The 23,951-nt window shown below is 67.7% G+C and carries 23 protein-coding genes; 10 read left to right on the top strand and 13 right to left on the bottom strand.

Going from position 1 to position 23,951, the window contains the following annotated elements:
• Window positions 1-20 precede the first annotated feature (20 nt).
• Complete coding sequence (locus tag FA743_RS05940; RefSeq protein ID WP_136884949.1) at window positions 21-1,472, top strand: TrkH family potassium uptake protein; 1,452 nt, start codon at window positions 21-23, stop codon at window positions 1,470-1,472.
• On the opposite strand, the gene FA743_RS05935 is transcribed toward FA743_RS05940, so the two are convergent.
• Window positions 1,469-2,830 (bottom strand): peptidoglycan-binding domain-containing protein, encoded by a 1,362-nt coding sequence (locus FA743_RS05935; protein WP_211242199.1) that lies wholly within the window; start codon window positions 2,828-2,830, stop codon window positions 1,469-1,471. The genes FA743_RS05940 and FA743_RS05935 overlap by 4 nt on opposite strands.
• Before the next feature lie 121 nt (window positions 2,831-2,951).
• Between FA743_RS05935 and FA743_RS05930 the strand changes: the two genes are divergently transcribed.
• The 3 genes from FA743_RS05930 to glyS are packed head-to-tail and all read left to right on the top strand — an operon-like array spanning window position 2,952 to window position 6,558.
• Complete coding sequence (locus FA743_RS05930; protein WP_136884948.1) at window positions 2,952-3,878, top strand: glycine--tRNA ligase subunit alpha; 927 nt, start codon at window positions 2,952-2,954, stop codon at window positions 3,876-3,878.
• The gene (locus FA743_RS05925) at window positions 3,875-4,351 is read left to right on the top strand and encodes a DUF6446 family protein (protein WP_136884947.1); all 477 of its coding nucleotides are present in this window, start codon (window positions 3,875-3,877) and stop codon (window positions 4,349-4,351) included. Before FA743_RS05930 ends, FA743_RS05925 begins: the two co-directional genes overlap by 4 nt.
• On the top strand, window positions 4,351-6,558 hold the full coding sequence (glyS, locus tag FA743_RS05920; protein WP_136884946.1) for a glycine--tRNA ligase subunit beta: 2,208 nt from the start codon (window positions 4,351-4,353) through the stop codon (window positions 6,556-6,558). The genes FA743_RS05925 and glyS overlap by 1 nt, the downstream gene beginning before the upstream one ends.
• A 68-nt stretch (window positions 6,559-6,626) precedes the next feature.
• Here glyS and FA743_RS05915 read toward each other — a convergent pair whose 3' ends face one another.
• From FA743_RS05915 to FA743_RS05860, 12 genes are all read right to left on the bottom strand, one after another.
• The gene (locus FA743_RS05915; protein WP_136884945.1) at window positions 6,627-7,406 is read right to left on the bottom strand and encodes a succinate dehydrogenase iron-sulfur subunit; all 780 of its coding nucleotides are present in this window, start codon (window positions 7,404-7,406) and stop codon (window positions 6,627-6,629) included.
• A gap of 12 nt (window positions 7,407-7,418) precedes the next feature.
• Window positions 7,419-8,243: a hypothetical protein gene (locus FA743_RS05910; protein WP_136884944.1), complete on the bottom strand. Its 825-nt coding sequence runs from the start codon at window positions 8,241-8,243 to the stop codon at window positions 7,419-7,421.
• On the bottom strand, window positions 8,240-8,563 hold the full coding sequence (locus tag FA743_RS05905) for a hypothetical protein (protein WP_136884943.1): 324 nt from the start codon (window positions 8,561-8,563) through the stop codon (window positions 8,240-8,242). Before FA743_RS05905 ends, FA743_RS05910 begins: the two co-directional genes overlap by 4 nt.
• A gap of 4 nt (window positions 8,564-8,567) precedes the next feature.
• Window positions 8,568-8,933 (bottom strand): hypothetical protein, encoded by a 366-nt coding sequence (locus tag FA743_RS05900; protein ID WP_136884942.1) that lies wholly within the window; start codon window positions 8,931-8,933, stop codon window positions 8,568-8,570.
• On the bottom strand, window positions 8,933-10,735 hold the full coding sequence (gene sdhA, locus FA743_RS05895) for a succinate dehydrogenase flavoprotein subunit (RefSeq protein ID WP_136884941.1): 1,803 nt from the start codon (window positions 10,733-10,735) through the stop codon (window positions 8,933-8,935). Before sdhA ends, FA743_RS05900 begins: the two co-directional genes overlap by 1 nt.
• Before the next feature lie 7 nt (window positions 10,736-10,742).
• Window positions 10,743-11,132: a succinate dehydrogenase, hydrophobic membrane anchor protein gene (locus tag FA743_RS05890; protein ID WP_135313024.1), complete on the bottom strand. Its 390-nt coding sequence runs from the start codon at window positions 11,130-11,132 to the stop codon at window positions 10,743-10,745.
• Between the two features lie 12 nt (window positions 11,133-11,144).
• Window positions 11,145-11,537 carry a succinate dehydrogenase, cytochrome b556 subunit gene (sdhC, locus tag FA743_RS05885; protein ID WP_136884940.1) on the bottom strand — a complete coding sequence of 131 codons (393 nt, stop codon included), beginning with the start codon at window positions 11,535-11,537 and terminating at the stop codon, window positions 11,145-11,147.
• A gap of 269 nt (window positions 11,538-11,806) precedes the next feature.
• Complete coding sequence (locus tag FA743_RS05880; protein ID WP_136884939.1) at window positions 11,807-12,841, bottom strand: MaoC family dehydratase; 1,035 nt, start codon at window positions 12,839-12,841, stop codon at window positions 11,807-11,809.
• Window positions 12,842-12,849: 8 nt separating this feature from the next.
• On the bottom strand, window positions 12,850-13,056 hold the full coding sequence (locus tag FA743_RS05875) for a DUF1737 domain-containing protein (RefSeq protein WP_136884938.1): 207 nt from the start codon (window positions 13,054-13,056) through the stop codon (window positions 12,850-12,852).
• Window positions 13,056-13,607 carry an NnrU family protein gene (locus tag FA743_RS05870; RefSeq protein WP_136884937.1) on the bottom strand — a complete coding sequence of 184 codons (552 nt, stop codon included), beginning with the start codon at window positions 13,605-13,607 and terminating at the stop codon, window positions 13,056-13,058. Before FA743_RS05870 ends, FA743_RS05875 begins: the two co-directional genes overlap by 1 nt.
• A gap of 42 nt (window positions 13,608-13,649) precedes the next feature.
• Window positions 13,650-14,492, bottom strand: coding sequence for an HpcH/HpaI aldolase/citrate lyase family protein (locus FA743_RS05865; RefSeq protein WP_136884936.1), 843 nt, complete (start codon window positions 14,490-14,492; stop codon window positions 13,650-13,652).
• A gap of 81 nt (window positions 14,493-14,573) precedes the next feature.
• Window positions 14,574-15,395, bottom strand: coding sequence for a sulfite exporter TauE/SafE family protein (locus tag FA743_RS05860; RefSeq protein ID WP_342774372.1), 822 nt, complete (start codon window positions 15,393-15,395; stop codon window positions 14,574-14,576).
• Between the two features lie 92 nt (window positions 15,396-15,487).
• Here FA743_RS05860 and mdh point away from each other — a divergent pair, with 92 nt between their 5' ends.
• The 6 genes from mdh (at window position 15,488) to odhB (ending at window position 23,910) form a co-directional block, all read left to right on the top strand.
• A complete protein-coding gene (gene mdh, locus FA743_RS05855; protein ID WP_136884935.1) occupies window positions 15,488-16,450 on the top strand; it encodes a malate dehydrogenase in 963 nt (320 codons plus the stop codon).
• Between the two features lie 301 nt (window positions 16,451-16,751).
• Window positions 16,752-17,945 carry an ADP-forming succinate--CoA ligase subunit beta gene (gene sucC / locus FA743_RS05850; protein ID WP_136884934.1) on the top strand — a complete coding sequence of 398 codons (1,194 nt, stop codon included), beginning with the start codon at window positions 16,752-16,754 and terminating at the stop codon, window positions 17,943-17,945.
• Between the two features lie 80 nt (window positions 17,946-18,025).
• Window positions 18,026-18,910, top strand: coding sequence for a succinate--CoA ligase subunit alpha (gene sucD / locus FA743_RS05845; protein WP_136884933.1), 885 nt, complete (start codon window positions 18,026-18,028; stop codon window positions 18,908-18,910).
• Between the two features lie 69 nt (window positions 18,911-18,979).
• The gene (locus FA743_RS05840) at window positions 18,980-19,381 is read left to right on the top strand and encodes a hypothetical protein (protein WP_136884932.1); all 402 of its coding nucleotides are present in this window, start codon (window positions 18,980-18,982) and stop codon (window positions 19,379-19,381) included.
• Window positions 19,382-19,415: 34 nt separating this feature from the next.
• Window positions 19,416-22,382: a 2-oxoglutarate dehydrogenase E1 component gene (locus FA743_RS05835; protein WP_136884931.1), complete on the top strand. Its 2,967-nt coding sequence runs from the start codon at window positions 19,416-19,418 to the stop codon at window positions 22,380-22,382.
• A gap of 4 nt (window positions 22,383-22,386) precedes the next feature.
• Window positions 22,387-23,910, top strand: coding sequence for a 2-oxoglutarate dehydrogenase complex dihydrolipoyllysine-residue succinyltransferase (gene odhB, locus FA743_RS05830; RefSeq protein ID WP_136884930.1), 1,524 nt, complete (start codon window positions 22,387-22,389; stop codon window positions 23,908-23,910).
• The last annotated feature ends 41 nt before the right edge of the window (window positions 23,911-23,951 follow it).

Below are 23,951 nucleotides of genomic sequence, written 5' to 3'. Positions count from 1 at the left end.
GCGCGCGGCAAGCAGGATCGATGATCGACCTCCGCCCCGTAGCCCATCCGATCGGCAGGATCCTGACCGTCCTCGGGGCCTTCATGCTGGCGCCCATGGCGGTGGACTGGTGGCATGGCGATCCGCACTGGGAGGTCTTTTTGCAATCCAGCGCTCTGACCATGGTGGCGGGGCTGCTGGTCTCGACCGCGACGGCGGGGCGCTATGACCACTTGAGCCTGCATCAGGCCTTCCTGCTGACCTCGGGGATCTGGCTGGTGCTGCCGCTGTTCGGCTGCCTGCCCTTCATGCTGGGCATGCCCAATGCGACCTTCACCGACGCGATGTTCGAATCGATGTCGGGGTTCACCACCACCGGCACCACGGTCTTTCCGGCGCTGGACGATCTGGCGCGGGGCATTCATCTGTGGCGGGCGATCCTGCACTGGGCCGGGGGGCTGGGGATCGTCGTCGTCGCCATGGTCTTCCTGCCGGTGATGAAGGTCGGCGGCATGCAGTTCTTCCGGTCCGAGGGCTTCGACACGCTTGGCAAGGTGCTGCCCCGCGCGGGCCAGATCGCCGGAGAGATGACCCGCCTCTACCTGATCCTGACGGGCGCCTGCCTCGTCACCTACCTGCTTCTGGGGATGAGTGGCTTCGACGCGGTCGTGCAGGCGTTCAGTACCGTCTCGACCGGCGGGTTTTCCAACTACGATGCCAGCTTCGGCGCCTTTCTGGGGCCTGCGGAATGGGCGGCCTGCGTGTTCATGGTGCTGGCCTCGATCCCCTTCATCCGCATGGTGCAGCTGATGCGCGGGCAGGCGCGGCCCCTGTGGCGCGACACGCAGGTGCGGGCCTATCTGCGCTGGATCGCCTATGCCTGCATCATCATCCTGCTCTATCGCGTCCTCTGGCTGGGGCAGACCGGGGATCCCGAGGAATTGCTGCGGGAAACCGTGTTCAACACCATCTCGACCTTCTCGGGCACGGGCTTCGCCTCGACCGACATGACGGGCTGGGGGCATCTGTCGCTGACCGTGCTGATCATCTGCGGGCTGATCGGCGGCTGCACCGGGTCGACGGGCTGTTCGGTCAAGGTCTTCCGCTATCTGGTGCTGTTCGAGGCGGTGCGCGCCCAGATCCGCCGCATGCAGTCGCCGCACCGGGTCTATCCGCTGCGCTATGACGGCCATCCGCTGGAGCAGGACGTGGTCGATTCGGTCATGGCCTTCTTCACGCTGTTCTTCCTGACCTTCGGGCTGCTGATCGTCGGTCTGTCGCTGACCGGGCTGCATCCGCGCACCGCCCTGACCGCCGCCTGGACCGCCATCGCCAATATCGGCCCTGTCTGGGGCCCCGAGATCACCCCGAACGGATCCATCGCCGAATTCCCGACCTCGGCCAAATGGCTGATGACCCTCGGGATGTTCCTCGGCCGGCTGGAATTGGTCTCGGTCCTGGTGCTGCTGCTGCCGCGCTTCTGGCGGGCCTAGGGCAGGACGGGGGACGCGGCGTCGGGGGCGGAGATCGTTTCGGGGGGAGGGCCTGCGGGGTCCATGGGCGCGGGTGCCTCGGTCGCGCCGGGGGCGTGGCGGGCCAGGCTGTCGCTGAGCTCGGCGGTCAGCCGGGCCTGCGTGTCGGGATCGGCTGCGGGCCAGATCAGCACCCAGCCCTCGGCCCGGCCGTCGCGGACCCAGCCTTCGGCGGCGCCGATATGGGCGTCGTTGGCGCCCCGCAGGGTGACATGGCCCTGCCGCACATTGCGGTCCGGCGCGGGCACCCAGCCAAGCGCGGTCACCAGCCCCGCCAGATCCAGCAGCTCCTGCTGGCCGCCCGGCTGGCTGAACAGGATCAGCGCCGCGCCCGAGCCGTCGCGGGGCCCATAGATCGACAGCGCCCGCTCGGCCCGGTCGAATTGCAGCGCGCCCATCGGCGCGGCCACGGTCAGCCCGGTCGCGTCGTCGCGCAGCGGGGCGACCCCCATCCGGTCGCGCCACTCCGCGCGCGCGGCGATCAGGTGCTGCAGCGCGGTGCCGGGATCGGTCGAGGCCCGGCCTTCGGCGATCTCTGCCCGGATCGCGGCGCGGGTCATGGGACCGTCCTTGCCGTCGATCTCTCCGGCGTAATGCCCGGCCCATCGCAGCGCGCGCTGCACCTCGTGCAGAGGCGGCAGCGGTTGCGCCGCATCGGGCAGCGGCAGGTCGGGCGCCTGCCCTTCGTCCAGCGGCTGTCCCAGATCGGCCCCGTCGACGCGCATCGCATCCTCGGGGATCAGCCCGGCCTCGGCCAGCACCGGCAGCCAGGCCCGCGCGGCCTCCTCCGCCACCGGGCCCAGGGCCACGGCAAAGCGCCCCTCGGGCAGATCCCAAAGACCCGCCCCGGGGAACTCCTCGCGCGTCCGGGCCAGCGCCGCCTCGGCCTCGGCGCGGTCGGCAAAGCTTGCCAGCTGCAGGAAGCTGCCGGGCGGCGGCGAGGCCACCGGCGCGGTCGCGTCCCCAAGGCCCGCCTCGGGACCACCCCCCGCCGGCGTCAGCGCCGTGCCCGGCGCCGGCACGCTGACGAAGCTGTCCCCCGGCACCGCACCCGCCGCGCGCAGATCGCGCAGCCGCGCCTCGGCCTGGGCCGGGTCCAGCGGCCCGAGCGCGATCCCGGTCCAGCCGCCCGGCAGCGGCAGCGTCACCACATCGTCGAACCGCGCGGCCCAGCCCGCCGCGGCTTCGGTCGCGGCGCCGGGCAGGCGCTTGGCCTCCAGCCGGATCACCGCCTCCTGCGCCAGCGCCATCCCCGGCAGCGCCGTTGCCAGAACCATCGCCGCCACGCGCCGCCGCATCGGGGTCGCCTTGCCCATCATCCTGCCCCTGCCATCCTGTCGCGGGACCGCTGCCCGCTGCCCGGCCTTTATTGACCCTGTGGCACCCTGCGCCTAGAAGACGCGGGCGCCCTGCCCCCGATTAATGCAAAAGGACGGCCCGATGACCAGCCCCAACCGACCCCGCAGCTTCCAGGAGATCATCTTGGCGCTGCAGACCTATTGGGCGGCACAGGGCTGCGCCATCCTGCAGCCCTACGACATGGAGGTCGGCGCGGGCACCTTCCACCCGGCGACCACGCTGCGCGCCCTGGGCAGCCGGTCCTGGGCCGCCGCCTATGTCCAGCCCTCGCGCCGCCCCACCGACGGGCGGTACGGAGAGAACCCCAACCGGCTGCAGCACTACTACCAGTATCAGGTCATCATCAAACCCTCGCCCCCCGACCTGCAGGAACTGTATCTGGGCAGCCTGCGCGCCATCGGGCTGGACCCGATGGTCCATGACGTCCGCTTCGTCGAGGATGACTGGGAATCCCCCACCCTCGGCGCTTGGGGCCTGGGATGGGAGGTCTGGTGCGACGGGATGGAGGTCAGCCAGTTCACCTATTTCCAGCAGGTCGGCGGGCATGATTGCAAGCCGGTCTCGGGCGAGCTGACCTACGGTCTGGAACGTCTGGCCATGTATGTGCTGGGCGTGGAACATGTCATGGACATGCCCTTCAACGATCCCGACGCGCCCATCCCGCTGTCCTATGGCGACATCTTCCGCCAGACCGAACAGGAATACAGTCGCTGGAACTTCGACCAGGCCGACACCGACACGCTGTTCCAGCATTTCAAGGATGCCGAGGCCGAATGCGCCCGCATCCTGGGCGCGGACCGCACCGACAGCGCGGGCCGCGTGATCCCGATGGCCCATCCCGCCTATGATCAGGCGATCAAGGCCAGCCATATCTTCAACCTTCTGGATGCGCGCGGCGTCATCTCGGTCACCGAGCGGCAGGCCTATATCGGCCGGGTGCGCACGCTGGCCAAGGGCTGCGCCGATCTGTTCCTGACCACCGATGCCGCAGGCGGGGTCGCCGCATGAACTGGGGCAAGGTCGCGGCCCTGGCCCTGCTGGGCAGCGCCATCGCCGCAGGCGGCGGCATGTGGTATGCGCAGGAATACGGCTATTACGAGCCCATCGACGCGACCGGCCCCGGCGCCGCGCTGGCGGTGACGACCCCCGCAGGTGAGCAGGCGCTGACCCTGACCGGCTTCGAGGGGATCGACGCGGACAGCTCTCCGCTGCGCTGGCGGGCCTGCACGACGGTCGAGGCGATGCCCGCCGACGCCATCCCCTTCGAGGGCGCCACGCCGCTGAACGCCCCGCGCTGGTTCGACTGCTTCGACGCCGCGCAGATCGGCGCCGATCTGGCCGACGGCACCGCCCGCGCCGTCCTGTCGGTCAGCGACATCCGCCCCGACGTGGACCGGGTGCTGGCCGTCTATCCCGACGGCCGCGTCTATGGCTGGCACCAATATGTTGACAAGACCCCGGAACGCGGAGTGATGGACTGATGCCCGACCTGCTGATCGAACTGCTTTCCGAGGAAATCCCCGCCCGCATGCAGGCCCGCGCCCGCGAGGACCTGAAGCGCCTGGTGACCGAGGGGCTGGTGCAGGCGGGCCTGATCTATGCCGGCGCCGGGGCCTTCTCGACCCCCCGCCGCCTGACCCTGACCGTCGAGGGCCTGACCACCCACAGCCCCACCACCCGCGAAGAGCGCAAGGGCCCCCGCACGGATGCCCCCGAAAAGGCGCTGGAGGGCTTCCTGCGTTCCACCGGCCTGACCCGCGACCAGCTGGAAGCGCGCGACGACAAGAAGGGCCAGGTCTGGTTCGCCACGATCACCCATGAGGGCCGTCCCGCCTCTGCCATCGTCGCAGAGGTCCTGGACGCCACGATCCGCGCCTTCCCCTGGCCCAAATCCATGCGGTGGGGCGCGGGCAGCCTGCGGTGGGTCCGCCCGCTGCACGCGATCCTCTGCATCCTCTCCGACGAGGCGGGCGCCGAAACCGTCCCCCTGACCGTCGATGGCATCACCGCCGGCAACACCACCCGCGGCCACCGCTTCATGGCTCCCGACGCCTTCCCCGTCACCGGGTTTGACGACTACGCCGCCAAGCTGCGCCGCGCCCGTGTCATGCTGGATGCCGAGGAACGCGCCTCCGAGATCCGGTCGCAGGCCGAGAACCTGGCCTTCGCGCGCGGCTGGCAGATCGTCCCCGACGAGGCGCTGCTGGCCGAGGTCGCGGGCCTCGTCGAATGGCCCGTCCCCCTGATGGGCGTGATCGAGGATCGCTTTCTGGCCCTGCCGCCCGAGGTGCTGCAGACCTCGATGAAGGAGCATCAGAAGTTCTTCTCGGCCCGCAACCCGAAGACGGGCCGGATCGAGGGCTTCGTCACCGTCGCCAATATCGAGACCCCCGATGACGGCGCCACGATCCTCGCCGGCAACCAGCGCGTGCTGGCCGCCCGCCTGTCCGACGCCGCCTTCTTCTGGGAGAACGACCTGCGCGAGGCCAAATCTGGCATGGCGGCCTGGGCCGAGGGCCTGACCTCGGTGACCTTCCACAACAAGCTGGGCTCGCAGGCCGACCGCATCGCCCGCATCGCGGCGCTTGCCCGCGAGATCGCGCCTCTGGTCGGCGCCGACCCCGATCAGTCCGACCGCGCCGCCCGTCTGGCCAAGCTGGACCTGCGCTCGGCGATGGTCGGAGAGTTCCCCGAACTGCAGGGCACCATGGGCCGCTACTACGCGCTGGAGGCCGGAGAGCCCGAGGCCGTGGCCGACGCCACCCGCGACCACTACGCGCCGCTCGGCCCGTCCGACGCGGTGCCGACCGCGCCCGTGTCGGTCGCCGTGGCGCTGGCGGACAAGATCGACACGCTGACGGGGTTCTGGGCGATTGATGAAAAGCCGACGGGGTCGAAGGACCCCTATGCGCTGCGCCGGGCGGCGTTGGGGGTGATCCGGCTGGTATTAAGCAATAAAATCCGACTGCGCCTGAAAGACCTGATTACATCGCATAGCGTGCGCGTGCTTCCAGATACCTACAGTGAAGTGCAAGAGAACGCGCATGTAATAGATCAGGGATCGCAGAAGCATATTCGTGAAAAGTACGATATAGTTGCGCTTGCAAAAGAGGAAGGGCGGCACGTCACACTCCATTTTTGGAAATTTGACGATGAAGAAAAAGTGCACCTAAATTCCTTCCTCCACGACCGCCTCAAGGTCCATCTCCGCGATCAGGGCATCCGCCACGACATCATCGACGCCATCCTCGCGCAGGAGGGTAACGACGACCTCGTGCAGGTGGTGAACCGCGCCACTGCCCTGAACGACATGCTGCAGACCGAGGACGGGAAAAACCTCACGCAGGGCCTCAAGCGCGCCGGCAACATCCTGGCGCAGGCCGAGGAGAAGGACGGCGTCGAATACAGCTTCGGCGCCGACGTGAAGTTCGCCGAGACCGACGAGGAACGCGCCCTCTTCACCGCGCTGGACACCGCTACGCCCGCGATCCGCCACGCCATGGCGTCAGAGGACTTCCCCGCCGCCATGTCCGCCATCGCCGCCCTGCGCAGCCCCATCGACGCCTTCTTCGAGGCCGTGCAGGTGAATGCCGACAGCCAGATCCTGCGCCGCAACCGCCTGAACCTGCTCTCGCGCATCCGCGACGCCGGCCGCCAGATCGCGGACTTCACCCGCATCGAGGGATAGACGAAAGGCCCGGAGTTCTCGCTCCGGGCCTTCTTCTTTGTCCAAATACCCACTTGCAACCGGTCGGATCAGACCGCGCGTTCGACCATCATGTGCTTGATCGACGCGATCGCCTTGGCCGGGTTCAACCCCTTCGGGCAGGTATTGGTGCAGTTCATGATCGTGTGGCAGCGATACAGCTTGAAGGGATCCTCCAGCTCGTCCAGACGCTCGCCGGTGGCCTCGTCGCGGCTGTCGATGATCCAGCGATAGGCGTGCAGCAGAGCGGCGGGGCCCAGATAGCGGTCGCCGTTCCACCAGTAGGACGGGCAGGCGGTCGAGCAGGAGGCGCAGAGGATGCACTCGTAGAGCCCGTCCAGCTTCTTGCGATCCTCGATCGACTGCTTCCATTCCTTGCCCGGCGTGGGCGTCTTGGTTTGCAGATAGGGGTTCACCGAGGCGTGCTGGGCATAGAAATGCGTCAGGTCGGGGACCAGGTCCTTGACCACCGCCATATGCGGCAGCGGATAGATCGACACGTCGCCCTTCACCTCGTCGATGCCATAGATGCAGGCCAGATGGTTGCCGCCGTCGATGACCATCGCGCAGGATCCGCAGATCCCCTCGCGGCAGGAGCGGCGGAAAGCCAAGGTCGGGTCGATCTCGGATTTGATCTTGATCAGCGCGTCCAGCATCATCGGGCCGCACTTGTCCAGATCGATGATATAGGTGTCCAGACGCGGGTTGTCACCCGTCTCGGGATCCCACCGATAGATCTTGAACGTCTTGACGTTGGTGGCGCCGACGGGCTTGGGCCAGGTCTTGCCGACCCGGATCTGGCTGTTCTTGGGCAGGGTGAACTGAACCATGGGATGCTCCTTTCAGAGAGTGCCTTCGGACGGCGATGGCGCCGTAAACAGGGGTTGCGAGCGAGAGACCAGATCGGCCACCCGGTCGCGGGCATGGGGGTTCAGCGCCAGCCCGTTCAGGCGGCGCAGGAATTCGGTGGCATTCGCGCTCAGCTGCTCCATGCCGCGCCCGTCCAGCGGCGGCAGGGCATCGAGGCGGGCCGGATCGATCCCGGCCAGGTCCAGCAGCTGGCGGCCCGGACGCTCGGGATCGGGCTCGTCCTCCAGCTTCAGCCGGGTGACACGCTCGGGGCCGAGCGCCGTCGTCAGGCGCCGGATCAGGTCGCCCCAGCCGGGCAGATCGGCAGTCTCGGCCTGAAACGCCTCCCAGGTGCCGCGATAGCCGTCCGTGCGCACGGCCTGCGCCCAGACCGAGGGCAGCCACGCGGCCATGCGGCGGGTATAGATCGCGACCTGCGGGGCAAAGCCGCGCGCGGCGGCCTGATCCATCAGCGGCGCCAGCAGGTCAGGCAGAGCCGGATAAAGCCGCGTCTCGCCGCCATTGCCCGGCATCGCCCCGGCCAGGTTCTCGTGGCTGAGGATGACCGTCTGCGGCCCCTCGGGCAGCGTGTCGAGAACCACGCCGAAGGCATCGGACAGCGCCAGACGAAGATCGGGGTCCCGGTACAGGCTGGCGGCGACGGCCGCGCGGCCCAGGGGGCGCATCGGCGTGCCCTCCTCGGGGGTCCGCACGATCAGCACGTCCGACAACGCCTCGGACGACCGGCGCAGGAAGCGCTGCAGCGAGGTGGTGCCGGTCTTCTGGACGCCGACATGCAGGATCAGCGGGCGGCTCATGTCGCGCCCCGCCAGCCGGGCTGGTCGGCCAATGCCCGCACGGGCATCTGTCCCGAGCGGCGCTGGACGCAGCGGCTGAAGACCTCGGACGGATCGCGGCCGCGCAGGTAATCGCCGCTGATCTCCAGCTCGATCCCGCCATAGCCGCGGGTTCCGCTGTTTCCCGAGCCCACGCCCATGGCAATGCTGCCGCGTGGGCCCTGGGCCAGATCCGCATCGCGCAGGCACACGCGCTCGGCCTGATCCACCGGGATCGGACCGCAGGCCGCCACGACTGCCACCAAAGGCAGCCAGACGACGCGCCGTGCCTGCGCGATCATGGCCTTACGCCGTGCGCGCCGCAGCGGCGATGCACTGCGTCGTGGTCGGCCGCGAGACGATCGACGCCACGCTGTCGGCCGCGCCCGTCACACCTGACCGCGACATCTGGGCGATGTCGATCAGTTCGGCGGTGGTGGCGTTGTTGATCACGCAATCGGTATAGGGCGAGACGTTCACGCCCGGCAGGCGGCGCTGCATCTCGCTGTCCACCACGTTGCGGGCGATCTGACGCGAGGCGGCGTCCAGCACCGTGGGCGCGGTCGCGACAGGGGCCGAGGGAACGACAGGTGCCGCGACGGGGATCGGGGCGACGCAGCCCGCCAGGGTGGCGACGGCGAGCCCGCAGGCGGCAAGAAGATTGAAACGCATCAGTAAACCCTTTTTTTCGGAGCGATCTTGGTCAGGTCGATCCCGCCGTCTTCGGCCTTTGTCAGGGGCTCCAGGTGAACGGGGCGGTAGGCCAGTTTAACCTTGTTCCCATCGACCCAGGCAAGCGAATGCTTGCGCCAGTTGGCGTCATCCCGCTCAGGATAATCCTCGTGCGCATGTGCGCCCCGGCTTTCCTTGCGGGCCTCGGCCGCGACGATCGTCGTCAGGGCGTTGGGCATCAGGTTGGTCAGCTCCAACGTTTCCATCAGGTCCGTGTTCCAGATCAATCCGCGATCCGTCACTTTCAGGTCATCCAGCTTCCCGGCGATGGCGCCCATCTTCTCCATCCCCTCGGCCAGGGTCTTGTCGGTCCGGAAGACGGCGGCATCGGCCTGCATGGTGCGCTGCATCTCGTCGCGCAGCTCGGCCGTGCCGGTCGTGCCCTTGGCGTGGCGCAGACCGTCGAAGCGGTCCAGCGCCTTCTCGACCTGGCTCGGATCGGCCGAGGGCACAGCCCCCACGCGGTCGATCACGTCGCCCGCCCGGATCGCCGCGGCCCGGCCAAAGACCACCAGGTCGATCAGGCTGTTCGAGCCCAAGCGGTTCGCGCCATGCACCGAGGCGCAGCCGGCCTCGCCCACGGCCATCAGGCCGGGGAAGATCGCGTCGGGGTTTTCCGGCGTCGGCGCAAGGACTTCGCCCCAATAGTTCGTGGGAATGCCGCCCATGTTGTAATGCACGGTCGGAATGACCGGGATCGGCGCGCGGGTCAGATCGACGCCCGCGAAGATCTTGGCGCTTTCGCTGATGCCCGGCAGACGCTCGTTCAGGGTCTCGGGCGGCAGGTGCATCAGGTTCAGGAAGATGTGGTCCTTGTCGGGACCCACGCCGCGACCCTCGCGGATCTCCAGCGTCATGCAGCGGCTGACCACGTCGCGGCTGGCCAGATCCTTGTAGGTGGGGGCATAGCGCTCCATGAAGCGCTCGCCTTCCGAGTTTGTCAGATAGCCGCCCTCGCCGCGCGCGCCCTCGGTGATCAGGCAGCCCGAGCCGTAGATGCCGGTCGGGTGGAACTGCACGAATTCCATGTCCTGCAGCGGCAGCCCGGCCCGTGCGACCATGCCGCCGCCGTCGCCGGTGCAGGTATGGGCGCTGGTCGCGCTGAAATAGGCGCGGCCATAGCCGCCCGTCGCCAGCACCACCATCTTGGCGTTGAAGATGTGCATGGTGCCGTCGTCCAGCTTCCAGCAGACGACCCCGGTGCAGCGCCCGTCGGTGACGATCAGGTCCAGCGCGAAATATTCGATGAAGAATTCCGCGTTATGCTTGAGCGACTGGCCATAGAGCGTGTGCAGGATCGCGTGGCCGGTGCGGTCGGCGGCGGCGCAGGTGCGCTGCACCGGGGGGCCTTCGCCATATTCGGTCGTGTGGCCGCCGAAGGGGCGCTGGTAGATGCGGCCATCCTCGGTGCGGCTGAAGGGAACGCCGTAATGCTCCAGCTCGTAGACCGCCTTGGGGGCCTCGCGCGCCAGATACTCCATCGCGTCGGTGTCGCCCAGCCAGTCCGACCCCTTGACGGTGTCGTACATGTGCCATTGCCAGCTGTCGGGGCCCATGTTGGACAGCGAGGCGGCGATGCCGCCCTGCGCCGCGACGGTGTGCGAGCGGGTCGGGAAGACCTTGGTCACGCAGGCCGTGCGCAGGCCCTGTTCCGCCATGCCGAGGGCGGCCCGAAGGCCCGCGCCGCCGGCCCCGACGACGACGACGTCATAGTCATGCGTAATTGTTTCGTAGGCTGCCATGTCGTCCTCAGATCGCAATGATGGTGAAGGCCATCTTCGCCAGCGCGAAGATCGCAGCGGCGATGACGCCCCAGCCGAAGATCGCGATGGCGACCATGGTCAGCTGCTGGGCGGTGCCGTGGACATAGTCGGCGATGGCGCCGCCCTGCGAGCCCTTGATGAAATGCAGCATCCCCACGATCACGAACAGCGCGGTGATGATGCCCGGGAAGGGCCGGCCGAAATGGGCCACGACCTCGGGCTGGCTCAGGCCGATGGCCCCGCCGACCGCGATCAGGAAAAGCGGCGTCAGGATGACCAGCGCATAGCTGCTCATCGTGATGTTCCAGTGATGCGTGGTGCCCGAACGGGCCGAACCCAGGCCCGAGGCCGCCTTGCGGGGGGTGATATAGCGCATGATGCGGGGCCCTCAGCTGACGAAGAAGATGATCAGGCTCAGGATCGTCAGGACGACCGAACCGATGATGATGCCCCAGGAGGCGCGCTTGGCGTTCTCGATCTCCAGCCCCAGGCCGTTGTCGTAGAACAGGTGCCGCACGCCCGACAGCGCGTGGAACCACAGCGCCCAGGCCGAGGCCGTCATGACCAGAAAGCCCAGCCAGGACCGCAGCACCCAATCGGCGGCCGCGAAGGCGCCGGGGCTGCTGACGGCGGCGACCAGCCACCAGACCAGCAGCACGATGCCCGCGACCAGCGCGTGACCGGTGATCCGCGTCAGGATCGAGGTCACGGCGGGAATGGGCAGGCGATAGACCTGAAGATGGGGGGAAAGCGGCCGGTTACCCCGGTTCACGTCGGCCATTGGCGGCCCTCCTTTGTCGGTTCAGCTTGATCCCGGCGCAGGGCCCCCGATGGGCTGGGCTGGCCGCGCGGGCTGGCGATTGGTGCCGTTCTTGACCCCATAGATGCCCTCTGTCACCTGCAACGTCCACCCCGCGCGCCGATTTGCCGCGGAAACGGGGCTTTGTGATCACAGTCGCGGCGGCTGTGATCACAAGTAACCATCGTCTCGGGCGATGCAGCGGCAACAGGTCCGGCAGCGGGTGATCCGGGGCGAGTCGGGGCATGGCGTCAAAGGGGCATCAGCGCCCAGTAGTCCAGATCCAGCAGCACGTCGGGCAGGTACTTCCCCTGATCGTCGCGCAGCATCATGGCCGCGCTGTCGCCCTTGGTGGCGACCAGGCGCAGCCGGATCGCGCCCACGCCCGGCGCCCCTGTCGGCGCCGTGTCCAGCACCTCGGACCAGGCTCGCACCGTGTCGCCCGCAAAGCAGGGCGCGGCATGGGCGCCCGCGTTCAGCGCCACGATCATCTGCGCATTGGCCAGCCCGTTGAAGGACAGCGCGCGGGCCAGACTGATGATGTGGCCGCCATAGATCAGCCGCTGCCCGTCGGGGCGATGGGTCGTGTCGAAATGGACCTTGGCGGTGTTCTGCCACAGGCGGGTGGCCAGCATGTGCTCGGCCTCCTCGATGGTGACGCCATCGACATGGTCGATCTTCTCGCCGATGGCATAGTCGGACAGGCGATGCGGCTCGCCCGCCAGATCGAAATCATAGCCGTCGAAGGTCAGCCCGTCCGGCACCAGCAGATCGGCGGCCTCGACCGCCGGGGCCAGATCGGGAACCACCGGATCGGGGCTGGGCGCGGCGGCATCGCGCTTGCGCACCATCACCCATCGCACATAGTCCAGCACCGCCTCGTCCATCTGGTTCAGCCCGGTGGTGCGCACCCAGACCACCCCCGCCTGCCCGTTCGAGGTCGCACGCAGCCCGATCACCTGGCTTTCGGCGCGCAAGGTGTCGCCCGGCCAGACCGGCCGCAGCCAGCGCCCCTGCGCATAGCCCAGATTGGCGATGGCGTTTAGGCTGACATCCGGGACGGTCTTGCCGAAGACCGTCTGGAAGGCCAGCAGGTCGTCCAGCGGGCTGCCGTCCAGCCCGCAGGAGATCGCGAACTCGTCCGAGGAATACAGCGCATGCCGCGCGGGATAGAGCGCATGGTACAGCGCCCGTTCCCCCTCGGCCACCGTGCGGGGAACCGCGTGGCGGATCGTCTGGCCGATCGTGTAATCCTCGAAGAACCGTCCCGGATTGGTCTTGGTCATCGGCGTTCCTATTGCTGGCCCAGCTTCATGTCGGGGTGATAGTCGACCGTGACCTGCTTGGTCACGGCCTGCGCCATGCGCATGACCCCCTTGACGGGATCATGCGCCATCGTGGGGCTGCCCTGCAGCGACCAGCCCTTGGACAGGGCCTCGCTGACGCGGTGGCAGAACTGCGAGGTGTCGTCCTCGGTGATGCAGCGATAGAGCGTGGTCATCAGGCACCTCCGAAGGGCCAGGGGCCGATCCAGCCGTGGATCAGGCCGACGACGATGGTGACGATGATGGCGCCGGCCACGGCCATCGCCTCCTTGCGGGCCGGGAAGGGTCCGGTCGGGCGGACCCAGGGGCCCGCGCGGTTGATCATCGCCATCTCGACCGGCACCCAGGCCAACAGGCCGCCGAACAGGATCACCGCCGCCAGATCGCCGTTCACCAGCAGATGCGCGAGCGCCCAGAGCGCGAAGCCCGTCAGCTGCCGGTGGCGCACATGGGCGGTGATGCGGGTCTTCATCCCGTCCGCCGCATAGAAGTAGAAGGCGACGACGATCAGCAGGTTGTTGATGCCCGTGGTGGCCGCCGTGCGGTCCCACCAGACCGGGCCATAGGTCCGTTGGTAGCCCACCACCATCAGCAGGACCGAGATCACCAGAAGCACGGCCACCAGCCCCTTGCCCCGGTCGCCCATCGCCGCCCGCCGCTCGGGCGCGACGCGCTTGAACAGGTGGGCGGCCCACCACAGGGCCACACCTAGAATGAGGATCAGCATCTGGCTTCCTTTCGCTGGATCGCTTCGGCGCGCAGACTGCGCCTATTGCGCCATGGCCGCAATCGCCTCTGCCCGGTCCAGGGTCTTGCGGGCGGTGTCCACATGCAGATTCTCGACGATCCGGCCATCCACGACGGCCACCCCCCTGCCCTCGGCGGCGGCGGCCTCGAAGGCCTCGATCTGGCGCCGGGCCGTGTCGACCTCGGCCTCCGAGGGGGCGAAGGCGGCATTGGCGATGTCCAGCTGCGCGGGATGGATCAGGGTCTTGCCGTCAAAGCCCATGTCGCGGCCCTGCTCGCATTCGGCGCGCAGCCCGTCCTCGTCCTTGAAGGCGTTGAAGACGCCGTCGACGATCACCACCCCATGCGCCTTGGCCGCCAGCAGGCACAGCCCCAGCCCGGCCATCATCGGCAGGCGGTCGGCGCGGTGGCGGCTGCCCAGCTCCTTGGCCAGATCGTTGGTGCCCATCACCATGCCCTGCAGGCGCGGATGGGCGGCGATGGCGGCGGCGTTCAGCATGCCCAAGGGCGTCTCCATCATCGCCCAGAGCGGCGTGTCGGGGATCAGCGCGGCCACCCGGTCCAGATCGGCGGGGCTGTCCACCTTGGGGATCAGCACCGCATCGGCGGGCAGGTCGATGCAGGCCCGCGCGTCCTGCTCGCCCCAGGCCGAGGTCAGCGCGTTGATCCGCACGATCCGCGCCCGGGCGCCGTAATCCTGGGCCAGCGCCTCGGCCAGCGACGCCCGGGCGGCAGGCTTGGCGTCAGGGGCGACGGCATCCTCCAGGTCGAAGATGATCGCATCGGCGGCCAGGCCGCGCGCCTTCTCCATCGCGCGGGCATTGGCGGCGGGGATATAGAGAACCGAGCGATAGGGGCGGGCCATGCGGAACCTCCGGGCAATGATGTTGCGCGACGCTGCCCCGGCGCGCCACAAATGGCAAGCCGAAATTGCCGCACTGCGGCATCAGCCCGCGACGGCCTGCCAGATCAGCCGCAGCGACACGGCCAGCAGCCCCCAGGTGATCAACTGGTAGAACAGCTTCGGCGGAATCACCCGGACCAGCCGCAGCCCCGCCCAGACCGCCACCAGCGACAGGGGCATCAGCACCGCCGCCGTCGCCAGATTGGCCAGCGACAGCTGCCCGAGCGCGGCATAGGGGATCAGCTTGATCCAGTTGCCGATGGCGAAGAACCAGGTGGTCGTGCCCGCATAGATCAGCGGCGACAGGCGCAGGGGCTGGGCATAGACCTGCCACAGGGGCGCGCCCGCATGGCTGACGAAACTGGTATAGCCCGCCATCCCGCCCCAGATCGTCGCCGCCGCCCCCGAGGCGCGGCGCGGCGCACCCTCCCGCAGTGGGCGGATCAGGGCGTTCAGCGCGAATCCCAGCCCGATGACGCCCACGATCAGCGTCACGCCCCGAACCGGCACGATGCTGGCCGTGGCCCAGCCCACCGCGATCCCCGCCATCGCGCCCGGCAGGGCCAGCATCAGCACGCGGCGGTCGAAATTGCGCCGGAAGGCGATCAGCCCGCCCACATCCGAGACGACATAGATCGGCAGCAGCAGCCCCGCCGCCTGCACCGGCGACATGACCAGCGACATCAGCGGGACCGAGATGATGCCCACCATCGCCAGCCCGCCCTTGGACAGGCCCACCGCGATGGCCGCCACCACGGCCAGCGCCCAGCCCGTGACCGACAGCTCCAGCATCAGGCCCCTCTCCCCCTGCATGACGCGCAAGCTGTGGCGCGCGACCGGGCGATTGGCAAGTGTTGGCGCCATCAGTGGCCCCGGCGCGTGGCGATCCCTTGCGCATTCATGCACGACCCCTTACCCCTGCCGCAACATTCCACCACAGCATTCGGAGGTTACCCATGGCCCGACCCAAAATCGCACTTATCGGTGCGGGGCAGATCGGCGGCACGCTGGCGCATCTGGTCGCGATGAAGGAGCTGGGCGATGTCGTCCTGTTCGACATCTCGGAAGGCACGCCGCAGGGCAAGGCCCTGGACATCGCTCAGTCCGGCCCGTCCGAGGGCTTCGATGCCCGCATGAAGGGCGCCAACGATTACGCAGACATCGCCGGCGCCGATGTCTGCATCGTCACCGCAGGCGTGCCGCGCAAGCCGGGCATGAGCCGCGACGACCTGTTGGGCATCAACCTCAAGGTCATGAAATCCGTGGGCGAGGGCATTGCCAAGCATGCCCCCGACGCCTTCGTGATCTGCATCACCAACCCGCTGGACGCCATGGTCTGGGCGCTGCGCGAGTTCTCGGGCCTGCCCCACAACAAGGTCTGCGGCATGGCCGGCGTGCTGGATTCGGCCCGCTTCCGCCATTTCCTGTCGCTGGAGTTCAACGTCTCGATGCGCGACGTGACGGCCTTCGTGCTGGGCGGGCATGGCGACACGATGGTGCCGCTGACCCGCTATTCCACGGTCGCGGGCATCCCGCTGCCCGATCTGGTCAAGATGGGCTGGACCACGCAAGAGAAGCTGGACGGAATCGTGCAGCGCACCCGCGACGGCGGCGCCGAGATCGTCGGCCTGCTGAAGACCGGCAGCGCCTTCTATGCCCCCGCGACCAGCGCCATCGAGATGGCCGAGGCCTATCTCAAGGACCAGAAGCGCGTGCTGCCCTGCGCGGCGCATGTGGACGGCGCCTATGGCCTCAAGGGCATGTATGTGGGCGTCCCGACCGTGATCGGCGCGGGCGGGGTCGAGAAGGTCATCGACATCAAGCTGGACCGTGACGAGCAGGCGATGTTCGACAAGTCCATCGACGCCGTGAAGGGCTTGGTCGAGGCCTGCAAGGGCATCGATTCCAGCCTCGCCTGATCCTGCCGTCCCTAGACTGACCTGCGGCGCGTCCCCGGACGCGCCGTTTGCATGTCGGCCCTTCGCGGGGCGCGGGGATGCGGGGTTTACACTTGGCCGCTCACCTGAACGTGACTGTTCCACGTGCGAATCACCCGGGCTACCTCTACTGCCGGACACTTTGTGATCACAGCCTTTCTACCTGTGATCACATTAAGCGACTTCCCGCCGGTTTTCGGCATTTTACGGGGATTCCGTTTCAGACAGCCCTCGCCCTGTGGCACAACGCCCCAAATCAGTCGAACCGAACGAGGGGGTCGCGATGAACATTCACGAATACCAGGCCAAGGCGCTGCTGCGTCAATACGGCGCGCCGGTCAGCGATGGCCGCATCGTGATGAAGGCCGACGAGGCCAAATCGGCCGCAGGCGAAATGGACGGCCCGCTCTGGGTGGTCAAGGCGCAGATCCACGCAGGTGGACGCGGCAAGGGCAGCTTCAAGGAAGCCGCCGCCGGCGAGAAGGGCGGCGTGCGCCTGGCCAAGTCGGTCACCGAGGCCGAAGAGATGAGCCGCCAGATGCTGGGCCGCACGCTGGTCACGCACCAGACCGGACCGGCCGGCAAGCAGGTCAACCGCATCTATATCGAGGACGGCAGCGACATTTCGCGCGAGCTGTACCTGGCCCTGCTGGTCGATCGCCAGACCAGCCGCGTCAGCTTCGTCGCCTCGACCGAGGGCGGCATGGACATCGAGGAGGTGGCCGAGCACACCCCCGAGAAGATCGTGACCTTCAGCGTCGATCCCGCCTCGGGCCTGTCGGATTTCCACGGCCGCCGCGTGGCCTTCGCCCTGGGTCTGGAGGGCGCGCAGGTCAAGCAATGCGTGGCCCTGGTCAAGAACCTCTATCGCATGTTTATCGAAAAAGACATGGAGATGCTGGAGATCAACCCGCTGATCGTGACCCCCGAGGGCCAGATCAAGTGCCTCGACGCCAAGATGGGCTTCGACAACAACGCGCTCTATCGCCAGCAGGACATCCTGGCCCTGCGCGACGAGACCGAGGAGGACAGCAAGGAGCTGGCCGCCTCCAAGTTCGACCTGAACTACATCGCGCTGGACGGCGAGATCGGCTGCATGGTCAACGGCGCCGGTCTGGCGATGGCCACGATGGACATCATCAAGCTGTTCGGGGCCGAGCCCGCCAACTTCCTGGACGTGGGCGGCGGTGCGACCACCGAGAAGGTCACCGAGGCGTTCAAGATCATCACCTCGGATCCCAACGTCAAAGGCATCCTGGTCAACATCTTCGGCGGCATCATGCGCTGCGACATCATCGCGGAAGGCATCATCGCCGCCGTGAAGGAAGTCGGCCTGCAGGTCCCGCTGGTCGTGCGTTTGGAAGGCACGAACGTGGAACTGGGCAAGGAGATCATCGCCAACAGCGGGTTGAACGTGATCGCCGCCGACGACCTCAAGGACGGCGCCGAGAAGATCGTGAAAGCGGTCAAGGGCTGATCCATCCGGGCGCGCGACAGCCGCGCGCCCTCCTCTGGAACATCGCCGCGCAGGTGCGCGGCTTACGCAAGGAGGCCATGATGGCCGTTCTCGTCGACAAGAATACCAAAGTCATCTGCCAGGGGATCACCGGATCCCAAGGCACCTTCCACACCGAACAGGCGATCGCCTATGGCACGCAGATGGTCGGCGGCGTCACGCCCGGCAAGGGTGGCACGGACCATCTGGGCATGCCCGTGTTCAACTCGGTCCACGAGGCCGTGGCGGTGACCGGCGCGAATGCGTCCGTGATCTATGTCCCGCCCCCGTTCGCGGCGGATTCGATCCTGGAGGCCATCGACGCGCAGGTGCCGCTGATCGTCTGCATCACCGAAGGCATCCCGGTGCTGGACATGATGCGCGTCAAGCGCGCCCTGCAGGGATCGCAGTCGCGCCTGATCGGGCCGAACTGCCCCGGCATCATGACGCCGGACGAATGCAAGATCGGCATCATGCCGGGCAGCATCTTCCGTCGCGGGTCCGTGGGCGTCGTGTCGCGCTCGGGCACGCTGACCTATGAAGCGGTCAAGCAGACCTCGGACGTGGGTCTGGGCCAGTCCTCGGCCGTCGGCATCGGTGGCGACCCGATCAAGGGGATGGAACATATCGACGTGCTGCGCATGTTCCTGGACGATCCCGAGACCGAATCGATCATCATGATCGGCGAGATCGGCGGATCGGCCGAGGAAGAGGCCGCCGAGTTCCTGGCCGAGCAGAAGGCCAAGGGCAACTGGAAGCCGACCGCAGGCTTCATCGCCGGGCGCACCGCGCCTCCGGGCCGTCGCATGGGCCATGCCGGCGCGATCGTCTCGGGCGGCAAGGGCGATGCGGAATCCAAGATCGAGGCCATGAAGAAGGCCGGGATCGTCGTCGCGGACAGCCCCGCCGGTCTGGGCGAGGCGGTTCTGCGCGCGATCAAGGGATGATGATTTGATTGCCCGCCCCTCATGCTTATGTACGGGGGGCGGGCAGCCATCACGAAAGGGGCCGACACAGTGACAGCACAGCGCGCCATCGCGCCACAGCCACGCCGGACGCAGCTTGCGACCGGTCGTGGTGTTCCGCTGTCGCTGATCGCCCTTCTGGGCCTGACCGCCTGCGGGGACCGGATGACGAACGACATCCTGCCCGGCGGCATCCCGGCCCGCACCGACCTGCACGCGGCCAGCGGGCTGCCGCCCGCCAGCGTCCGCACGGTCGCCCGTCGCGCCTTCGGCTGGCGGGTGATCTATCAGCCCTCAGCCATCCCGCCCGCCGACCTGCCCCGCGCCGAAAGCCGCGCGGCGGTGGCGCTCTGCGGTCTGGAACGCCGACCGCCGCTGCGCATCGTGCAGCAGCCCAGGGTCGATCCCTCGGCCGATCCCGGTGCCCGCCTCTTCGACATCTACTGCGCCTGACCCATCCCATATTTGCCCTGAACGGGGACCAGCCATGACCGACCAGCCAAAAAACACCGATTTTCACGATTCCTCGTTCCTGCAGGGCCATAACGCGGCCTGGGTGGAACAGCTTTACGGCCAGTGGGCCAAGGATCCGGCGGCGGTCGACGCGGCCTGGGGCACCTTCTTCCAGGGTCTGGGCGACGATCAGGACGACGCCATCCGCGAGGCCGAGGGCGCCAGCTGGGCCCGCGCCGACTGGCCGCCCGCCGCCACCGACGATACCACCGCCGCGCTGACGGGCGAATGGCCCGCGGCCTCCAAGGCCGATGCCGGCGCCGCGGCGAAGAAGATCGTCGAGAAGGCCGGGGAAAAGGGCGTTGCGCTGTCGACCGCCCAGGTGCGCCAGGCGGTGCTGGACAGCATCCGCGCGCTGATGCTGATCCGCGCCTTCCGCATCCGCGGCCACCTACATGCCAAGCTGGACCCGCTCGGCCTGCGCGAGATGCCCGAGAACGGCGAGCTGGACCCGGCCACCTACGGCTTCGGCCCCGGTGACATGGACCGCCCGATCTTCATCGACAATGTGCTGGGCCTCGAGATCGCCTCGATCCGCCAGATCGCCGACCTGATGACCCGGACCTATTGCGGCACCTTCGCGCTGCAATACATGCATATCTCGAACCCCGAGGAGGCCGCCTGGCTGAAGGAGCGGATCGAGGGCTATGGCAAGGAGATCGCCTTCACCCGCGAAGGGCGCCGCGCGATCCTGAACAAGCTGGTCGAGGCCGAGGGCTTCGAGAAGTTCCTGCATGTGAAATACATGGGCACCAAGCGCTTTGGCCTCGACGGGGGCGAGGCGCTGATCCCGGCGATGGAGCAGATCATCAAGCGCGGCGGCGCGCTTGGCGTGAAGGAGATCGTCTTCGGCATGCCCCACCGGGGCCGCCTGTCGGTGCTGGCCAACGTGCTGAGCAAGCCCTATCGCGCGATCTTCCACGAATTCCAGGGCGGCAGCTTCAAGCCCGAGGATGTGGACGGTTCGGGCGACGTGAAATACCACCTAGGCGCCAGCTCGGACCGCGAGTTCGACGGCAATACCGTGCACCTGTCGCTGACCGCCAATCCCAGCCACCTCGAGGCCGTGAACCCGGTCGTTCTGGGCAAGGCGCGGGCGAAAAGCGATCAGCTGGGCGACACGACGCATCGCACCTCGGTGCTGCCGATCCTGCTGCATGGCGATGCGGCCTTTGCCGGCCAGGGCGTGGTCGCGGAATGCCTGCAGCTGTCGGGCATCCGGGGCCACCGCACGGGCGGCTGCATCCATATCGTCGTGAACAACCAGATCGGTTTCACCACGGCGCCGCATTTCAGCCGCACCTCGCCCTATCCGACCGACATCGCGCTGATGGTCGAGGCGCCGATCTTCCACGTGAACGGCGACGATCCCGAGGCCGTGGTCCATGCCGCCCGCGTGGCCATCGAGTTCCGGCAGAAGTTCCGCAAGGACGTGGTTCTGGACATCATCTGCTATCGCCGCTTCGGTCACAACGAAGGCGACGAGCCGATGTTCACGAACCCGGCCATGTACACCAAGATCAAGCAGCAGAAATCGACGCTGCAGCTCTATACGGAACGTCTGGTCGCCGATGGCCTGATCCCCGAGGGCGAGATCGAGGACATGAAGGCCGCCTTCCAGGCGCATCTGAACGAAGAGTTCGAGATCGGCAAGAACTACAAGCCGAACAAGGCCGACTGGCTGGACGGCAAATGGGCGGGCATGGATCGCGAGGGCACGGATTACGTGGCCGGCGAAACCGGCATCGCTCCCGAGGTGATGACCCAGGTCGGCCGCGCGCTGTCCACCGCGCCGGACGGGCTGACGCTGCACAAGACGGTGGGCCGCCTTCTGGAGGCCAAGAAGCAGATGTTCGAGACCGGCGAGGGCTTTGACTGGGCCACCGCCGAAGCCTTGGCCTTCGGCTCGCTGGTGACCGAGGGGCATGGCGTCCGCCTGTCGGGTCAGGACAGCGCGCGCGGCACCTTCAGCCAGCGCCACTCGGCCTTCACCGACCAGAAGTCCGAGGAACGCTACTATCCGCTGAACAACATCAGCGAAGGCCAGGCCCGCTACGAGGTCATCGATTCGATGCTGTCGGAATATGCGGTTCTGGGGTTTGAGTACGGCTATTCGCTGGCCGAACCCAACACCCTGACCCTCTGGGAGGCGCAGTTCGGCGATTTCGCCAACGGCGCACAGATCATGTTCGACCAGTTCATCTCGTCGGGCGAGAAGAAATGGCTGCGCATGTCGGGGCTGGTGATGCTGCTGCCGCACGGCTTCGAGGGACAGGGGCCGGAACATTCCTCGGCCCGCCTGGAGCGCTTCCTGCAGGGCTGCGCCGAGGACAACTGGATCGTCGCGAACTGCACCACGCCCGCGAACTACTTCCACATCCTGCGCCGCCAGCTGCATCGCGGCTTCCGCAAGCCTCTGGTGCTGATGACGCCGAAATCGCTGCTGCGCCACCCGATGGCTGTCAGCACCGCGGCGGAATTCCAGACCGGCAGCACCTTCCACCGCGTGCTGTGGGACGATGCGCAGCGCGGCACCTCGCCCACGCAGCTGGTCCCCGACGACCAGATCAAGCGCGTCGTGCTGTGCTCGGGCAAGGTCTATTACGACCTTCTGAAGGCGCGGGACGAGGCGAAGATCACCGACACCTACATCCTGCGTCTGGAACAGTTCTATCCCTTCCCCGCGCAGGCGATGGTCAAAGAGCTGGGCCGCTTCAAGCAGGCCGAGGTGATCTGGTGCCAGGAAGAGCCCAAGAACCAGGGCGGCTGGAGCTTTGTCGAGCCCTATCTGGAATGGGCGCTGGAACGGCTTGGCGCCAAGCACACGCGGGCGCGCTATGCGGGCCGGAACGCGGCGGCCTCGGTCGCCACGGGTCTCGCCTCGCGCCACAAGGCCGAACAAGAGGCGCTGGTCGCCAACGCTCTGAACCTCGAAGGATGATCCGATGACCACCGAAGTCCGCGTGCCCACCCTGGGCGAATCCGTCACCGAGGCCACGATCGCCACCTGGTTCAAGAAGCCCGGCGACCGGGTCGAGGTCGATGAAATGCTGTGCGAGCTGGAGACCGACAAGGTCACCGTCGAGGTTCCCAGCCCCGCCGCCGGCACCCTGGCCGAGATCGTCGCCGCCGAGGGCGAGACGGTCGGCCCCGATGCGCTGCTGGCGCAGATCACCGAAGGCGGCGAGGCCGAGCAGCCCGCCGCGAAACCCGCCAAGGCCGAAGCACCGGCCGACAAGACCGAGGACAAGACGACAATGAGCGGCAATTCCGTGGACGTGATGGTCCCGTCCTTGGGCGAAAGCGTGACCGAAGCCACCGTCGCCACCTGGTTCAAGAAGGCCGGCGACCGCGTCGAGGCCGACGAGATGCTGTGCGAGCTGGAAACCGACAAGGTCTCGGTCGAGGTTCCCGCCCCCACCGCCGGCGTGCTGGCCGAGATCCTGGCCGAGGAAGGTGCGACCGTCGACGCCAAGGCCCGCCTCGCCGTGATCACCGAAGGCGCCGCCGGCGCCGCGCCGGCCAAGCCCAAGGCCTCGGACGCGCAGGACACCGTGCTGGAGAATGCCGGCCCCGAAGAGATGACCCCCCGCAGCGATGTCGAGGACGCGCCCTCGGCCAAGAAGGCGATGGCCGAAAAGGGCGTCAGCCGCGATCAGGTCCAGGGCTCGGGCCGCGACGGTCGGGTGATGAAGGAAGACGTGGCCAAGGCGCAGGCCCCCGCGCCGAAAGCCGCCGCCCCCCGCGCGCCGTCGAACGCCAGCGATGCCGACCGCGAGGAGCGGGTCAAGATGACCCGACTGCGCCAGACCATCGCCCGCCGCCTGAAGGACGCGCAGAACACCGCGGCCATGCTGACGACCTATAACGAGGCCGACATGTCCGGCGTGATGGGTCTGCGCAACGAATACAAGGACGCCTTCGAGAAGAAGCACAAGGTCAAGCTGGGCTTCATGTCCTTCTTCGTGAAGGCTTGCTGCCACGCCCTGAAGGAAGTCCCCGAGGTCAATGCCGAGATCGACGGCACCGATGTCGTCTACAAGAATTTCGTCCATATGGGCGTGGCCGTGGGCACGCCCTCGGGCCTGGTGGTTCCGGTTGTGCGCGATGCCGACCAGAAGAGCTTTGCCGAGATCGAGAAGGAGATCGGTGCGCTCGGCCTGAAGGGTCGCGACGGCAAGCTGTCCATGGCCGAGATGCAGGGCGGCACCTTCACCATCTCGAACGGCGGCGTCTACGGCTCGCTGATGTCCTCGCCGATCCTGAACCCCCCGCAATCGGGCATCCTCGGGATGCACAAGATCCAGGAACGGCCCATGGTCGTGGGCGGTCAGATCGTCATCCGTCCGATGATGTATCTGGCGCTGTCCTACGATCACCGGGTCGTCGACGGCAAGGGCGCGGTCACCTTCCTCGTCCGCGTCAAGGAGGCGCTTGAGGATCCCCGCCGCCTGCTGATGGATCTCTGATCCGCACCGAGGGGGGCGCGCACCCGCGCCCTCCGCTACCT

Origin of the sequence: Paracoccus gahaiensis, assembly GCF_005048225.1 — a bacterium.
GTDB classification, from domain to species: domain Bacteria; phylum Pseudomonadota; class Alphaproteobacteria; order Rhodobacterales; family Rhodobacteraceae; genus Paracoccus; species Paracoccus gahaiensis.
Note: the sequence above shows the minus strand (reverse complement) of the source record. Positions and strands in the feature narration are given on the sequence as shown.

Coding starts and splice junctions, on each gene's coding strand:
- FA743_RS05865 (WP_136884936.1), bottom strand. CDS start 14,492: ATGGCCCGCCCCTATCGCTCGGTTCTCTATATCCCCGCCGCCAATGCC.
- FA743_RS05835 (WP_136884931.1), top strand. CDS start 19,416: ATGACCGACCAGCCAAAAAACACCGATTTTCACGATTCCTCGTTCCTG.
- FA743_RS05925 (WP_136884947.1), top strand. CDS start 3,875: ATGAACTGGGGCAAGGTCGCGGCCCTGGCCCTGCTGGGCAGCGCCATC.
- glyS (WP_136884946.1), top strand. CDS start 4,351: ATGCCCGACCTGCTGATCGAACTGCTTTCCGAGGAAATCCCCGCCCGC.
- sdhA (WP_136884941.1), bottom strand. CDS start 10,735: ATGGCAGCCTACGAAACAATTACGCATGACTATGACGTCGTCGTCGTC.
- odhB (WP_136884930.1), top strand. CDS start 22,387: ATGACCACCGAAGTCCGCGTGCCCACCCTGGGCGAATCCGTCACCGAG.
- FA743_RS05940 (WP_136884949.1), top strand. CDS start 21: ATGATCGACCTCCGCCCCGTAGCCCATCCGATCGGCAGGATCCTGACC.
- FA743_RS05935 (WP_211242199.1), bottom strand. CDS start 2,830: ATGATGGGCAAGGCGACCCCGATGCGGCGGCGCGTGGCGGCGATGGTT.
- FA743_RS05930 (WP_136884948.1), top strand. CDS start 2,952: ATGACCAGCCCCAACCGACCCCGCAGCTTCCAGGAGATCATCTTGGCG.
- sdhC (WP_136884940.1), bottom strand. CDS start 11,537: ATGGCCGACGTGAACCGGGGTAACCGGCCGCTTTCCCCCCATCTTCAG.
- FA743_RS05910 (WP_136884944.1), bottom strand. CDS start 8,243: ATGAGCCGCCCGCTGATCCTGCATGTCGGCGTCCAGAAGACCGGCACC.
- FA743_RS05890 (WP_135313024.1), bottom strand. CDS start 11,132: ATGCGCTATATCACCCCCCGCAAGGCGGCCTCGGGCCTGGGTTCGGCC.
- FA743_RS05915 (WP_136884945.1), bottom strand. CDS start 7,406: ATGGTTCAGTTCACCCTGCCCAAGAACAGCCAGATCCGGGTCGGCAAG.
- FA743_RS05875 (WP_136884938.1), bottom strand. CDS start 13,056: ATGACCACGCTCTATCGCTGCATCACCGAGGACGACACCTCGCAGTTC.
- FA743_RS05880 (WP_136884939.1), bottom strand. CDS start 12,841: ATGACCAAGACCAATCCGGGACGGTTCTTCGAGGATTACACGATCGGC.
- FA743_RS05860 (WP_342774372.1), bottom strand. CDS start 15,395: ATGGCGCCAACACTTGCCAATCGCCCGGTCGCGCGCCACAGCTTGCGC.
- FA743_RS05870 (WP_136884937.1), bottom strand. CDS start 13,607: ATGCTGATCCTCATTCTAGGTGTGGCCCTGTGGTGGGCCGCCCACCTG.
- mdh (WP_136884935.1), top strand. CDS start 15,488: ATGGCCCGACCCAAAATCGCACTTATCGGTGCGGGGCAGATCGGCGGC.
- FA743_RS05905 (WP_136884943.1), bottom strand. CDS start 8,563: ATGATCGCGCAGGCACGGCGCGTCGTCTGGCTGCCTTTGGTGGCAGTC.
- sucC (WP_136884934.1), top strand. CDS start 16,752: ATGAACATTCACGAATACCAGGCCAAGGCGCTGCTGCGTCAATACGGC.
- FA743_RS05900 (WP_136884942.1), bottom strand. CDS start 8,933: ATGCGTTTCAATCTTCTTGCCGCCTGCGGGCTCGCCGTCGCCACCCTG.
- sucD (WP_136884933.1), top strand. CDS start 18,026: ATGGCCGTTCTCGTCGACAAGAATACCAAAGTCATCTGCCAGGGGATC.